Genomic DNA, 14,196 nt, shown 5'->3' on the forward strand with positions numbered 1-14,196 from the left:
GCTCGGTCGGGGTACCGGCACCGGTCCGTGGGAGGGTCTCGGCTAAGTCGGCCGAGACCCTCCCACACCGGTCAGGCCCGGGGCCGGGCCCCGGACGGCCGGGCCGCGCCCACGATGACCGCCCAGTTGTGCGCGGACGGCCAGGTCCTCGGCCCGAGCCGGCCGCGCAGCTGCAGCCTGTCGGCGGCGTAACCCTCTGCGGCGGCGATCGCCGGGCCGCTGATGTAGGGGTCGGCCTCGGCCACGAACACCGCGGCGAACGCGGCCGCGCGTTCCGGGCGGTCGAGGTGCTCGCCGAGGCGAGCGCCGACGCCGCCGGCCCGACGGGCCTTACCCAGCCAGCGCACCCGGTCGGCGTCGTCAACGGCCAGATACAGCCCGCTGGGCACGTCGGCCAGTTCACTCAGTGTGGTCCGCCCGGTGTTCGGGCCAAGTGGGTAGCGCCGGGGCATCCCGGCGAAGGCTAGCATGCCCAGCGCAGACCGCAGCAGCAGCAGCGAGGTGCGGTCGACCGCCGGGCCGGCGACCAGCTCGGTGTCGATGCCCCTCACAGGTCGGTCACCGCCACGATCGCTTCGGCGAGCATTCCGACGGCCTCGTTGATCTTGGCCTTGATCTCCTTGAGCTCGTCGGTGTGCGCCTTCTGCACGTCGACCGGCACCTCGATGGCCCCGGCCTCCACCCGGGCCGCCGCTGCCTCGGTGATCACCTCGACGAGTTCCTCGAAGTCGACTTTCAGCTGGCCTGCTGCTGCCGTGATCGTCTTCATCTTCTGGGGGATCTCGCCGCGCAGCCGGACCATGCGGGTGAGGGCGTCCTCGACGATCTCGTCCTCGGTCGTGATCGTGTCCGGTGGCGGCTGGCTCCCGCCCTCGGCACCTGCGTCGCCGCCGTTGTCGTCCTGGTCACCGCCGCTGTCTTCGGTGTCGCCGTCAGTCGGCTTGGGCTTGGCGCCGGTCGGCGGCGGGAACGTCGCGTCGAACCAGTTCTTGTCGGCCAGCACACCGGTCCGCGGCTCACCGTCAAGGCCGGGCGCCCAGAAGGTGCCCGGCATCCCCTTGATCCCGGTCGTGGCGTCCGGCGCCTCGAGCACTTTGATCGCGAACGCGATCAGCAGCTCTCGGCTGACCTTCGCGTTCGGCTCCTTGTACGCGTGCACGAGAGCGTCAACGGCGCTGGCGGGCGTACGCCGCACACCTTTGCGCTTAGGTCCGACCTCGGACCCCTGCCCGGCGGTGATGAACGGCTCCGGGGCGTTGACCAGCCCGGGCAGCAGGTGCCGCTGCACCAGCGTCTCCCAAGCACCCTTGACGCCGTCGCGGCATGCGTTGATCAGGTTGGTCAGGCTCCGCGCATCGGCACTGACGCCGTACTGCACGTCCCGCGCACCGAACGCGCCGCGCATCGCCAGCAGGTTCCCGCGGTGCACGAAGTGCTGCGCGACGACGGCCGCCCACACCTCGGTGCGGCGCACCGCCTTCGCCCCGTTCTGCTGGCTCCAGCTGGCCTCCTGCAAGGTGCGCCGCACGATCGGCCAGTCCTGGCCGGTATCGACCCGCTGGTAGCTCTTGCGCTCGTCGGGCTCCTTGACCGGCGGGAACATCAGTGTGGTCGCGCAGCGGATCGCCATGTCGCGCAGCGCCATCGCGGTGGCTGGCTCACCCGGTGTCAACAGCACGGCGAGCGGGTCGAGCGGACCGGCGCCGACCAGCGCGTCGGCGATACCGGCCTCGTCGAGATCGGCGGCGCTGACCCGCCCCTTGGTGATGTCTGCGGCCAGCGCCGCAGCGAGCCGGCCGGCCGTTTGGTACGCCTTGACCACCGTCGACCACAGCCCCAGGGCGCGGTCCTCGTCGTCGTAGGCGAGCTGGCCGCGCAAGTGCTCGTGCACGTTGAGGTCGCGCAGCGCGGCCTCCAGATGCGCTGGGTCCTGCACGCCGACCACGACCCGGGCCTCGACGTCGGCGAGCCGGGCGGCACGGGCGGCACGGCCCTCCGGGTCGCGGTCGGGGTCGTCGTACTCGGCGTTGAGCCTGGCGCTGACCCGCCGCAAGATTTCGGCCAGCGAGATGATCCGCGCGTGGGTGTTCTCGCCCTCGCCGGGCAGCGGGATCAGTCGCTGCGGCACACCGATCAGCAGGTCGGCCGGGTTGATCCCGAACACGCCGAACAGCCGGGCATACGCGCGGTTGTTGCCGGTGACCTGAAAACCGCGCCAGGTGTGGTAGTCGCCGTCGGCGCCGGTGAGCTCGGTCAGCTGCAGCACCACGATGGTGCTTTCGCGCTGGCCTTCCTGGATCAGCGATTCGACCAGGTCGTAGGGCCGCTGACCACCGCGCTTCTCGAGCTGGTCGACGGCGTACCGCTGGATCTCGGCGGCGGCGGCCGGACTGGTCACGGCGGTGGCCAGCGCCGCGACGGGCTTCCCCTCCTCGGTGGCGGCCTGCACCACCGGCAGCGGCGTCCGCGGTGGCGTACAGCCCGGATGGTAACCAGCTGGCCAGCGCCGGCCGCGACGGCACGGTGCGGGTGTGGGACCTGGCCACCGGCACCTCCCGCACCCTCACCGGCCACACCAACGTGGTGTACGACGTGGCGTACAGCCCGGACGGCAGACAGCTGGCCAGCGCGAGCGCCGACGGCACGGTGCGGGTGTGGGACCTGGCCACCGGTGCCTCCCGCACCCTCACCGGCCACACCGACGCGGTGTACGACGTGGCGTACAGCCCGGACGGCAGACAGCTGGCCAGCGCCAGCGCCGACAACACGGTGCGGGTGTGGGTGGGTGCCGGGATGACTTCGTCGGAGATGGTCGCATTCATCTGCGACCGGTTACGGCGTGACCTCACCCCGACCGAACGTGAGAGATATTTGCCGTCGGCGAACACCAGTTCGCCGGTATGTCCAGCAACCCGTTGATGGGCCTTGCGTGCACGACGAGCGGACTCCGCAATGCGGTGTGGTGTTAAGGAATCTCGTTCGAGATTGATTGACACTCCCGGGCGCCCTCCCACGGAAAACCCCGGTCTCCGAGAGGGCACCGACCTGCGAGGGCGCCTCGCCGACCCTCGGCGAGCAGGGTCCGCAGCAGCCGGAACCAGCGACCGACGTGAACGTCGCGGCCGGCGGACCCACCCGGCCGGTAGTCAGCCCTTGGTAGGTGTAGTGGTCCAGGGCGAGCACCGCGGCGTCGACGACTACCCGCCCCGAAGCGGCCCGGCGGCGCCGCACAATCCTGGCTGCCCAGACGGCGGCCGCGGCCGTCATCACGGACCTGACCGGCCGGGCCGTTGACGTCTGGGAAGACGACGAGGACGGCGTCGGCGACCCGTACTGGACCGCCCTGCTGGTTCAGGGACCCATCCGGTGACGGCCAGGCGGCGCTCGACGCCACCCTGGCCCGGCTTGCTCCGGACCGGCGCCCGGGCCCGCCGTCGCTGGAGAAGTACGACCAGCTCCTCACCGCCGCGCCGGGTCGGTCGGCGGGCCGGCCATCGCTAGTCCCCCGCCGGATCGTCGCGCCGGGGCGCAGGCGGCCTTCTCGGTAGGGGGTGAACCGGGCGCGCAGCAGGGACAGCTGTGCGAGCAGGCCGTTGAGGAACATCGGAACGGAAAGTAACGCTAAGGATGATCTTGGGTCGGGGCTCCGGCTCGACACGTTCGGGGTACGTCGGTTGTCGTGATCGACTGACCGTTAACCCGGCTTCGATCATGTTCGATCTCTTCTACCGTTTCGGCCTGTGCCGGTTGAGTTCCTTACCGATGAGCAGGCCGCGGCGTACTGCCGGTTTCCGGCCGGGCTGACGCCGACGGAGTTGGAAGGCCTCTTCTTTCTCGACGACGCGGACCGGGATCTGATCGTCGAGCGCCGGCGGGACGAGAACCGGATCGGGTTCGGGTTGCAGGTGGCCACGGTCCGGGCGTTGGGCCTGTTCCTGGAGGATCCGCTGGATGTGCCGACCGAGGCGGTCGACTATGTCGCGGCGCAGGTCGGTGCGGCTGATCCGTCGGTGGCCAAGGAGTATCTGCGGCGCCGGCCGACTCGGTTCGAACACCAGCGCGAGATCGCCCGGGTGTACGGATACACCGATTTCGCTGCGGCGGAGCCGGACCTGGCGCGCTGGATCGACGACCGGGCGTGGACCACCGGGGACGGGCCGAAGGCGATCTTCGACGCGGCGGTGGGCTGGCTGCGTGAGCGCAAGGTGCTGCTCCCTGCGGTGAGCACCCTGGCCCGGCTGGTGGCGCAGGCAACCGACCGGCTCCACGAGCGGCTGTCCGCCCTGGTGTCAGCTGATCAGGCCCGGCTGCTGGAGGACCTGCTTGACGTGCCTGACGGCTCCCGGGTTTCGCAGCTGGAGAGGTTACGTGCGCCGGCACCCGTGTTCGCTGCTGGCCAGCTTCGCCGCCTCGTTCCCGCTGCGCCGGCCGTCGCCGATCGCGACCGAGGAGATGGCGCTCTACCTGCTGACCCGCAGCGAGGGCACGATCGGCGAGCTGACCAGGCTACTCACCGACGCCGCGATCGCGGCGATCGACTCCGGTGAGGAGGCCATCAACCAGCGCACCCTGCTGCTGGCCTCATACCTCGGGCCCACCGAGCGGCGCCGGCTGTTCGAGCGGGAACTGGTGTGACACCGCGGTGGCCGCTGCACCCGCCGCCCGGCCCGCTGGAAGCGCTGTCGTCGTGGCTTGCCCGCCTCGCCGAGCTCTACCACCTGCCAGTGGCCCGCCTGCTCGCCGACAACCTCGGCCTGGTCGGCTTCACCGTGCCCGACGACCTTGACCACGACCCGCCCGCGGCCATGCTCACCGCGCTGGCCGAGCGGACCGGCGTCGACCTCGCCCAGATCCAGGCGACGACGCTGGCCGGCTAGCGGCCGTGGCTGCTGGACACCCTGGACGCGCCGGACCGGCAGGCCTCGTTCGACAACTACGTCCGAGCTCACTCGGTGCTGCTCGCGCCGCGCCAGTACCGGGAACGGGCTGAGCAGGTACCGGTTCTGGCGTGGGCCGTGGCTGCCACGGCATTGGATGAACCGGACCTGCCCGATCTGCGCCGTGCTGCCTGGTCGAGGCCGGGCGCTGGTCGGCCGGCTTCCGCTGATGTCAGTTGCGGCGAGCACGGTTGCAGGCCGGAGGACGCCGTTACCGTCGACATCGCGATCGCCTTGCACGGTCGGCCGCCGGACCCGATGCCAGTGGCCGAGCCGCTGGCTGCCCTGGACCGCTACACCCGGCAGGCGCTGCTTACCGGCAGGGTCAACCTGCCGGGTCGCGACGTCCACGTCGGCGTGTGGTTCCGGCTGCTGCGCACGCTGCTGCACGAGGTGAGCCTGTCACCGAGCACCGCCGGCCAGGTCGGAGGCCGCATGCTGAAACTGATCTGGGAGACCGTCGGGCAACCGGTCCGAGCCGGTATGGGCACCTGGAAGCCGTACGAGCAGATGGAGTGGCCCGCCCAGGAGACGATGCTGAACGCCGCGGCGGTCGCGTTGCAGTTGGCCGCCGACGGCCGGATCACCGCTCGCGGCGTCCTCGAACCCGCAATCCGACCGGCTCCGCCGCGGTGGGCGTATGCCGGTGACCCGCTGGCGCCACACGGCACCGCGTGGCCCGACCTCACCGTCGCGGCGGAGGCCGCGCTCAATGAGGCCAGGACCGTACCCGGTGGTGCCCGGCAGCTTCTGGGGCTGCTCACGATGGGCAGCGGCCGCCGGGAAGTATGGGAACGAGAGATCGCCTTCTTGCAGGACAACGGCGTCCCGGCCGACCTTCTGCCGGACGCCGTCGAGCTCGACAGGGTGCTCGGCTCTGGTCAGCCGGCGATGGCTGCAGGGCGGAGGTAGCTGTAGACCGTCTCGCGGCTGATGCCGAACTCCCGGGCAAGGGCGGATTTCTTCTCGCCGGCGGCGACCCGGTCGCGTAGCTGCTGCGCCTGCTCGGAGGCTCACGGCGGCGTCCACTGCGGTCCTGAGCCTCCATCAGTTGAGCATTGTGCGGTGACGCGGGAGGGTCGGAACCTCGGTTGAGGTTCCGACCCTGGTCTGCCCACAACTCGCCGCGCTAGTCGACCATTACAAGAAGTCGATTTGCGCCGATTCACTGCCGATCAGTCGTTGCGGTAGTGCTGGATCGTGCACTGGAAGGCGCCGTGGCCGTTCCCATGCACATCGTCGTTGATCTCCAGTCGGAGCAGACCCTGGTTGGCCGTTTCATCCAGACGCAACGACCGGCCGATCTCGAAGTGACCGTTGTCCAGCAATCCCAGCAGTTGGTAAGGGTGCGCTCCAGGAAGGAGGAACTTGCGGTTTCCGTCGCGGTTACTCCAACCTTCTGGGCCGTTCTCACCTGTGAACCAGACGCCCGCCCAGATTGAGCCGGAAGCGTTGAAGATCAGTGTGTCGCCCTGGATTACCTGCATGCCCGTGTTTACCGGGCCGTCTCCCTCTTTGACTGTGACCTTTCGTCCAGCAACTAGACGCCACGCCATGACAATTGCCTCCCTGTGTAGGTCCTGCCAGAGGATCCGATGTGGTAGGCCCACAACACCTGTCCGAGCTGCCGTCCGGCGATGTTCCCGGACGACATCCAGACAGGAGGCAACGCCGCGGCACCGTGAGGAGGGTCAACGAGGTGGAAACTGACAGCTCTGTCCACGCCGAGAACCACGCTGATCCCGTCCGAGTTTTCGCCGAGCGGCTCCGCCGCTTGCAGGCCGACTCCGGTACTCCGTCGATACGTGACCTCGTACGGCTGACCGCAAAGGTCGGTTCCCCGTATACGCGGGGAACGCTGCAGGACAAGCTCACCGGACGGTCAGTCCCGACGTGGGAGTTCGTAGAGGCGTTCGTTTGGGCGTGTGCCCTGCACACCGGCGCGACCGGTGACCCGGATCTGCGGCCGTGGCGCGAGTGGCACGTGCAGATGACGCGGGAGCTGGCCGCTCTGCGAGCAGGGCGCCGTCGCGTCGTGCGCACGGACCGGTGCCCCTATCGCGGGCTGGAGGCCTTCGCCGCTGAGCACAGCCCCTGGTTCCACGGCCGTGGTGGAGCGGTCCGGGACGTCCTCGCCGGCCTCATCGCGTACCGCAAAGGGCTGCTCATCCTCGGCCCGTCAGGAGCCGGCAAGACATCACTGGTCCAGGCCGGAGTGATGCCAGCGCTCGCCGCGGGGACAGTGCCGGGAAGTGACCGATGGGTGCCGGTGTTGGTGCGTCCCGGCAAGGATCTCGGCGCCGAGTTGGATCGTGCCGGGCTGCCCGGCGTAGTTCCGGACGCGGTGGCGGCCCGGTTGGCGGCCGAGCCGGACGGGACGCGCCTGATGCTGGTCGTGGATCAGCTTGAGGAGGCGCTGACCCGCCCGGCGTCCGCGACCGGGGAGCTGGCACCGCTGACGGCGGCCATCGGCACGCCGGGCCTGACCGTGGTCCTGGTATTACGTGACGACTTCTATCCTCGACTCGCTTCCGAGGCGCCGATTTTGCTGCAAGCGCTGATGCCAGGCCTGATCAACGTGCCGGCGACGGTGGACGTCGATGAACTACGCGAGATCATCCTCAAGCCCGCCGAAGCGGTAGGTCTGCGCTGTGAGGACGGGCTGGCCGAGCGCATCATCACCGACGTACTGGGCGCAGAGCCCGACGCGGGCTGGCTCCGCCGCGCCCCGATCACCGTTCTGCCGCTGCTCGAACTCACCCTCGGCCAGCTGTGGCAGCGGCGCAGCGATGGCCTGCTCACTCACGACGCCTACCAGCGCGTCGGCGGTGTAGCTGGGGCCGTCGCCACGTGGTGTGACTCCGCCGTCGAACGGTTGCCGTCCGAGCAGTGGCCGACCGTCCGGGAGGTCCTGACCGCCCTGGTCCGGCCGGCTGACGAGACGCGGCGCGTTCCAGCCACACGACAGCAGGTGCCCCTGGCGGACCTGCGCGACCTTGTCGCGGACGACGGCAACATTGATGAAGTGCTCGCGGTGCTCACTGATCACCGGATCGTGACGACGGGGACGACGGGCGGGGTGCCCGTCGCGGAACTGGTGCACGAGGCGCTGATCCGCGAGTGGGTGGTCCTGCGCGATTGGGTCGCGCAGGATCACCGGTTCCAGGACTGGCTGCGGCGCGCCGGCGAGCGGTACGCGAACTGGTCGCAGCGGCGCGACAGCGGTGACCTACTGCACGGCACAGACCTCGCGGAGGGGCTGGACTGGTCCCGGCAGCGGCGGCTGCCTCGGCATCTCGCCGAGTTCCTGACCGCCTCGCAGCACGCGCAGCGCGCCGCGATGCGGCGCGCCCGGCGCCTGACCACCGTGCTCGCGGCCCTGCTGACGGTGGCCGTGACCGCCGCGACGGTCGCCCTGTGGCAACGGCAGAGCGCCGTCGATGCGCAGCGCACAGCGTTGTCGCGCCAGCTGGCCGCTCAGTCCACGGCTCAGTTCAATATCGACCCCGACCAGGCATCCGTGCTGGCCGCGCGCGCCTACCGGACCAGCGCCACCGCCGAGGCCACCGGGGCGTTGTACGCGGCGGCGCAATCCCCGCTTCTCGCGCGGCTGACGGATAGCGCGCTGGGCGGGTCGCCGCTCGCGTTCAGCCCCGACAACCGCACCCTGGCCACGGTGAGTGATAAGAACGCCGTACTGCTGTGGGACGTGCCGACCCGCCAGGTGGTGGCGTCCTTGCCGGAGCAGGAGTCGTCCGGATGGTCCTTGGCGTTCAGCCCGGACGGGCGGACTCTGGCCACCACCTCCCAGGGCGACACGGCGCACCTATGGGACGTCGAGACCAGGCAGGTGCGAGCGACGTTGGCCGGGGGAAACGCCGTGCAGTTCAGCCCGGACGGACGCACGGTCGCCACCGGTGGCATCGACGGCGTCGTGCGCCTATGGAACGCAGCGGACGGACGCGCCCGTAGCGTTCTGCACGGTCATACCGACGCCGTCAACTGCGTGACCTTCGCGCCGGACGGGCAGACCGTCGTCACCGGCGGCTGGGATAACGTCGTGCGCCTCTGGGGCCCGGCCGGTAGCCGCGTAGTCGATGGTGCCGCCTACTGCGGAGTGATCGCGCCCGATGGCCGCGTCGTCGCCACCGCGGACGGAACCGCCGCCCGCCTGCACGACCTTGCCACTGGACGGATTCAGGCCACCGTCCCAGAAGTAAGCAGCGTGGAGTACAGCCCAGACGGCCGCACGCTGGCGTTGGCAGACCTCGACGGGACCCTTCGGCTTTGGGACACCGAGACCCGCCGAACGCGTCTCATACTGCCCGGCACCGGTGTGGAGAGCTTCGCGTTCAGTCCTGACGGCCGGATGTTTGCCACTACCACCGCTGCCAGCGTCGGCTCGCCGCACGGAATCGTTCGCTTGTGGGACGCCACCGCAGGGCTGCCCCAGGCGACGCTGGCGGGACACACCGCTGCGGTGAACGCGGTGACCTTCGGCCCTGACGGGCGCACGCTGCTGACCGGCGACGATCGGACGGCGCGGTTGTGGGACCTGACTCGCCGACAAGGGAAGGTGCTACTCGACCACGACGACAACAAAGCCGTTTCGGCGGTCGCCTTCAGCGCCGACGGACGGACGATCGCCGTAAGCGGTGACACCGCTCAGCTCGAGCTATGGGATGCCGTCACCCGGACCCGGCGCGCATGGCTTCCGGCCGAGACTCTGAACGCCTTGGACTTCAGTCCTGATGGCTCGGCCGTCGCGGGCACCGGAAACATCCACGGACAGCTGTGGGACACCCGTACCGGCGCGCCCGGCGCCACCCTTACCGGCCACACCCGGTGGTTGACTGCGATCAAATTCCACCCGGACGGGCGCACCGTCGCCACTGCGAGCGTGGACGGCACGGTAGTGCTCTGGAACACCACCGCCGCCATTGAAACACCTCGGCGAACGTTCTCCGCGCCGATGGTCGTTAATGCGCTCGCCTTCCGACCCGACGGACGTCTACTGGCCGCAGCGAGCAGCGACAACACCGTGCGCCTGTGGGACACCGAGACCGGGCGTCTGCAAACAACTCTGTACGGCCATACCGGCGTGGTACGCGCAGTCGCGTTCCACCCCAGCGGCGACATCCTGGCGACGGCCGGGGATGACCACACCGCCCGACTCTGGGACATCGCCTCCGGTCAGCTGCGGACAACCTTCACCGGTCACTCCGACGACGTGAAGGCAATCGCCTTCAGCCCAGAGGGCGACACGCTGGCTACAGGCGGCGCGGACCACGTCATACGTATATGGCCGGTGTCGGCCACCACACCCACGTCAGCGATGGACAAGCTATGCCGTGCGGTGAGTGACGCCTGCACTGCATGAGTCTGTCGTCGGCGGTACCGCGGCTCAGGCGAGATTCCGGTGAACGGAGGGCGAGCGGTCCCATCTGATCAGTGCAGAGGACTGCGGACATCCGTGCAGACGGCTGCGGACATCGACAGCTGCGATCGATGGTGGCCGCACTGACATGTGCATCATCCTGCAACACTGCTGTACTGTATGACGGTATTACGAGTTGCGTCATACAGTATCAGAGGAGAGCGGCATGGCTGTTCTGAATGTGCGGGTGGACGATCATGTCCGCGATCAGCTCAAGGAAATGGCGGACGGCGAAGGCCTCACCCTCAGCGAATACGTTCGGAATCTACTGCTGGCGGCGGTCGTGCCCGTGTACACGCCTGAGGCGAAGCGCGGCGATGAACCCGCACCCGAGAGCATGCGGACCATCGATCGGCAGGTGCTCTCGCTGCTGCACCGCATCCTCGCGCGCGTGCTGCCCGAAGACGCGAACGGGGAAGACGGTGACCTGAAGTATCAGCTAGAGCGCGCGATGATCCTCGAAGAGGGATTCGCCGCCGAGTACTCGATGGAGTTCACCGGCCTCCGCACCGAGCTGTCGAAGCGCGACTGCGGCCGCGTGTCCGACATCCTGCAGATGTTCCGCATCCTCACGTTCAGCATCGAGCACCTCGCCAAGGCCGGCACGCCCGTCAACGAGGAGTTGGCGTTTGAGCTCGATTTCCGCGGCTTCGACCACAACGACGCGCTCGAAGGTCACATGGCGACCTACGTCGAGTACCAGATGCGGGACAACCGTTGGGCGGAACTCAAGCCGCAGGTCGAGCGGAACGACCAGGGCAACTCGCACTCGCTGATGCTCGAGGTCTACACGCGGATGCTGGCCGAGTTCCGCCGCGTTATGGACAGCCGCAAGCGCGGATTCGGCCGCTCCGACTACCTGCTGACGCTCGACGAGTTGCAGCAGGTCGCCGCGGCACGCGTGCACCCTTCGCACCGGCCGTAACCAACTGGGGTGTGCAGCCCCGACGCAGCCCACCACGAGCTAGGTGTGACAGTCGGCCGGCTCCATCCACGCGAACGGCCGGGCTCCTTTCGAGAAGGGACCCGGCCGCGTTGTAGAGGTTCACCCCGAACGTGTCCGCTCGGAGCTCTCCCGACTCAAGATCATCGTTAGCGTTACTTTCCGTTCCGATGTTCCTCAACCCCCGGCTCCAGCCCAGATGGCGGGCGATCTGGCGGAAGCCGGCGCCCTGGGCGATCAGCTCGTGGACCAGAGCATGGTTCGCCTTGCGGCGTTGTGCCATCGCGCCGATCGGCTCCGTGGCCGTCGCGGCATCGCCGTCGGCCGCGATGCAGGGCTGTTCGATGAGGCAGGCTCGGTGACGTCTCGCGAGACGATCGACGGCGGTCGCGAGGTTCTGCCATAGGTGGAACCGGTCAGCGACCTGCACCGCTCCAGGCGCTGCGGTCTTGGCGGCCTCGGCATAGGCGCTTGCCCGATCCCGGCAGATGACCTCCGGAGTCTCGTGGGCCGTGCAGCCATGCGGTGAGCGGTGCCGCGTCACGTCCGGGAAGCAGATCGATCACTCGCCGGGACTCGCAGTCGACCAGGACGGTGCCATAGTTCTGACCTCGCCGGATGGCGAAGTCATCGACTCCCAGTACCGTCGCCGGTCTAAGCACCGGGTCAGGAAGTGCCCTGATCAGCCGAAGCAGACTGTTCCGGCTCGCCCGGATCCCAATTTTCGCGGCCAGCCGGACTCCCGCGCGGCCGGCCAGTGCCAACCCGATCGACGTCAGCATCGCCCGTAGTGGCTCGCTGCTGCGAGTTCGCCGACGCGTCAGCCCTTCGACCTGCTCGACGAATGTCTTCGACTCGCAGGCGACGTTGTCGCAGAAGAATCGGCGAACCGTCAGGCATAGCTCCACCAGCCGACCTGCGATCGGAAGGTCAGCCAGGAACCGCTGATACCGCGAGTGCACCCTCCCTGACCAGTCCGAGCACCGAGGGCATCGCGATCTCGATCCCCGAACTGCGGCCCACAGGCGAACGCCCTCGGCGGCCTCCGTGATCCCCTCGACCGTCACTTGCTCAAGATGTGGCAGAAGTTTGCCGATGACCTCGTCACACCGTCACTCAACGAACGAACATGACGAACATCGATCGCAAGATCAATCACGCTACATGGGACAGAACCGAGAAACAGCACCGGATGTTCGCGAGTTCTGACACCAAGATCAGTCGTTTGCCGTGATCAATGTCGGTGAGAAGTGACCGCACGTCTCCGGCTCAACCGCGCCCGACTCACGAGGCATTCCACGGCGTGCAGCCGTGGTGCGCCGCGGCGCACCTGCGCGAGTTGCTCATGGCCTGCGGCCTACTGCCCGGCGTCGACAAGCAGATCCTGTTGCTCGAGCGATGGCTGCACGAGCACCTCGCCGGCATCACCAACCCCGACCACGCCCAAGTCCTGCGCCGCTTCGCGACCTGGCACGTCCTACCCCGGCTCCGCGGTCGCGCCGAGAAACGGCCGATCACTCCCGCCGGGCGCCGCTACGCCGGCGAGCAGATCCTCCAGGCCACCGCACTCCTGACCTGGCTCGCCCACCACGGCCTCACGCTCCCCGAATGCACCCCGGCCTACGTCGAGACCTGGTGCGTTGAGCGCACCGTCAGCGACCACGCAAACATCCGAGCGTTCCTGCAATGGTCGGCCAAGACCCGGCTGACCCGCCGGTTCACTCTGCTCAAGACCGCCCGCCGCGGCGGCGCGCCCTTACTCGAGCGCGACCGCTTCGCTTTGCTCGGCCAAGTCCTCACCAGCCAACACGGCCTGCTATCCACTCGGGCCGCCGCAGCGATCCTGCTGCTCTACGCCCAGCCCGTCAGCCGGATCACCCGACTCACCATCGACGACGTGATCCGAGACGGCGACCAGGTCCTGCTACGGCTCGGCGACCCGCCATCCCCGATGCCCACTCCAATCGCCACCCTGGTGATCGAGCACCTCACCCACCGAGGCAACATGAACACCGCCACGAACCGCGAATCACGCTGGCTGTTCCCCGGCCGCCGCGCCGGCCAACCGATCCACCCCCGCAGCCTGTCCGCACTCATCAACGCTCTCGGCATCCCGGCCACCGCGGGCCGCGCCGCCGCGATCCGCCAGCACGTGCTCGACATGCCCGCGCCCGTCGTCGCCACCGCCTTCGGCTACCACCACGTCACCACCACCCGCCTTGCTCGCGAGGCCGGCACAACCTGGTCCAGCTATGCGCCCGGCGATCACGGAAGTCGCTAGTCCAGCCCCCGTTCATCGCCCTATACCGCTGTGACAGGCATGCACGGAGACGATCTAAAGTCGCAGTGTGCTGATCGAGGGGAATGACGGCGTCACCATGGGCCTACGCCCGGTGCGCTGGCAGTTCCCGCCTGACGCCGGGCCCTGGGACGACCGATGGCTGGTCATCGACGGCACCGTTAACCTCGGCGATAAAGCCTGGTTTTTCATCGATTCCTGTCTACTCATCGAAGAGGCCCGCGAGCTGGCAATCTGGTTGCGCAACGCTGCGCAGGACTGGAGAACGTCAAGCCGAGCGGTGCCCAGCGAGCAGGTAGAACCGTCGCTCTCGTTCATGGAACCGGTACTTGGCTTCTCCGTCGCTGCGCACCGCGACGACGAACTCGTGCTCAACGTCGAGTTCACCGCCGAGGCCGCGCCGCCTTGGTTGCGTGTCGAAAATTCGCATTCCGCGCAGTACACCGTTGAACTGCGCCTGCGATCCGACGAGTTGCTCACTGCCGCGACAGCCTGGACCCAGGAACTGGACGCTCTCCCCAGCCGGACGTTCGCGAGCACCGACTAACTCCCCGGCGCTACCGCGCCCGGCTATCACCAC

Annotated in this window: 12 protein-coding genes and 3 pseudogenes; 9 read left to right on the forward strand and 6 right to left on the reverse strand. The window is 68.7% G+C overall.

Annotation, left to right across the window (positions count from 1 at the left end; all coding sequences use genetic code 11):
• Positions 1–71 precede the first annotated feature (71 nt).
• Both AC0NH5_RS14425 and AC0NH5_RS14430 read right to left on the reverse strand, forming a co-directional pair.
• Positions 72–551 (reverse strand): hypothetical protein, encoded by a 480-nt coding sequence (locus AC0NH5_RS14425; RefSeq protein WP_474403705.1) that lies wholly within the window; start codon positions 549–551, stop codon positions 72–74.
• Positions 548–2,452, reverse strand: a complete 1,905-nt coding sequence (locus tag AC0NH5_RS14430) for a hypothetical protein (protein WP_474403707.1) — start codon at positions 2,450–2,452, stop codon at positions 548–550. The genes AC0NH5_RS14425 and AC0NH5_RS14430 overlap by 4 nt, the downstream gene beginning before the upstream one ends.
• 17 nt (positions 2,453–2,469) lie before the next feature.
• On the opposite strand from AC0NH5_RS14430, the gene AC0NH5_RS14435 reads away from it, so the two are divergent.
• From AC0NH5_RS14435 to AC0NH5_RS14450, 4 genes are all read left to right on the forward strand, one after another.
• Positions 2,470–2,919 carry a WD40 repeat domain-containing protein gene (locus AC0NH5_RS14435; protein ID WP_474403708.1) on the forward strand — a complete coding sequence of 150 codons (450 nt, stop codon included), beginning with the start codon at positions 2,470–2,472 and terminating at the stop codon, positions 2,917–2,919.
• A gap of 821 nt (positions 2,920–3,740) precedes the next feature.
• Positions 3,741–4,547, forward strand: coding sequence for a DUF4158 domain-containing protein (locus tag AC0NH5_RS14440; RefSeq protein WP_474403710.1), 807 nt, complete (start codon positions 3,741–3,743; stop codon positions 4,545–4,547).
• 84 nt (positions 4,548–4,631) lie between these two features.
• On the forward strand, positions 4,632–4,877 hold the full coding sequence (locus AC0NH5_RS14445; RefSeq protein ID WP_474403712.1) for a TniQ family protein: 246 nt from the start codon (positions 4,632–4,634) through the stop codon (positions 4,875–4,877).
• Between the two features lie 75 nt (positions 4,878–4,952).
• The gene (locus AC0NH5_RS14450; protein WP_474403715.1) at positions 4,953–5,849 is read left to right on the forward strand and encodes a hypothetical protein; all 897 of its coding nucleotides are present in this window, start codon (positions 4,953–4,955) and stop codon (positions 5,847–5,849) included.
• On the opposite strand, the pseudogene AC0NH5_RS14455 reads toward AC0NH5_RS14450, so the two are convergent.
• A pseudogene (locus AC0NH5_RS14455) lies at positions 5,819–5,896 on the reverse strand (helix-turn-helix domain-containing protein); the annotation flags it as partial. The gene AC0NH5_RS14450 and the pseudogene AC0NH5_RS14455 overlap by 31 nt on opposite strands.
• Before the next feature lie 216 nt (positions 5,897–6,112).
• Entirely contained in the window at positions 6,113–6,493 is a 381-nt protein-coding gene (locus AC0NH5_RS14460) for a hypothetical protein (RefSeq protein WP_474403717.1), read from the reverse strand.
• 143 nt (positions 6,494–6,636) lie between these two features.
• On the opposite strand from AC0NH5_RS14460, the gene AC0NH5_RS14465 reads away from it, so the two are divergent.
• The 3 genes from AC0NH5_RS14465 to AC0NH5_RS14475 all read left to right on the forward strand — a co-directional run bounded on the left by AC0NH5_RS14465 (position 6,637) and on the right by AC0NH5_RS14475 (position 11,723).
• Positions 6,637–10,317, forward strand: a complete 3,681-nt coding sequence (locus AC0NH5_RS14465) for a WD40 repeat domain-containing protein (RefSeq protein WP_474403719.1) — start codon at positions 6,637–6,639, stop codon at positions 10,315–10,317.
• Between the two features lie 223 nt (positions 10,318–10,540).
• Positions 10,541–11,299 carry a YfbU family protein gene (locus AC0NH5_RS14470; RefSeq protein WP_474403721.1) on the forward strand — a complete coding sequence of 253 codons (759 nt, stop codon included), beginning with the start codon at positions 10,541–10,543 and terminating at the stop codon, positions 11,297–11,299.
• Positions 11,300–11,516: 217 nt separating this feature from the next.
• On the forward strand, positions 11,517–11,723 hold the full coding sequence (locus tag AC0NH5_RS14475) for a hypothetical protein (protein WP_474403788.1): 207 nt from the start codon (positions 11,517–11,519) through the stop codon (positions 11,721–11,723).
• Here AC0NH5_RS14475 and AC0NH5_RS14480 read toward each other — a convergent pair.
• Both AC0NH5_RS14480 and AC0NH5_RS14485 read right to left on the reverse strand, forming a co-directional pair.
• Positions 11,724–11,861, reverse strand: a pseudogene (locus AC0NH5_RS14480) (transposase); the annotation flags it as partial.
• Positions 11,842–12,384, reverse strand: a pseudogene (locus AC0NH5_RS14485) (transposase family protein); the annotation flags it as partial. The pseudogenes AC0NH5_RS14485 and AC0NH5_RS14480, both read right to left, overlap by 20 nt.
• A 236-nt stretch (positions 12,385–12,620) precedes the next feature.
• On the opposite strand from AC0NH5_RS14485, the gene AC0NH5_RS14490 reads away from it, so the two are divergent.
• Complete coding sequence (locus AC0NH5_RS14490) at positions 12,621–13,598, forward strand: hypothetical protein (RefSeq protein WP_474403723.1); 978 nt, start codon at positions 12,621–12,623, stop codon at positions 13,596–13,598.
• 67 nt (positions 13,599–13,665) lie between these two features.
• A complete protein-coding gene (locus tag AC0NH5_RS14495; RefSeq protein ID WP_474403725.1) occupies positions 13,666–14,163 on the forward strand; it encodes a WapI family immunity protein in 498 nt (165 codons plus the stop codon).
• The last annotated feature ends 33 nt before the right edge of the window (positions 14,164–14,196 follow it).

Source organism: Actinoplanes sp. 13 (assembly GCF_056134165.1).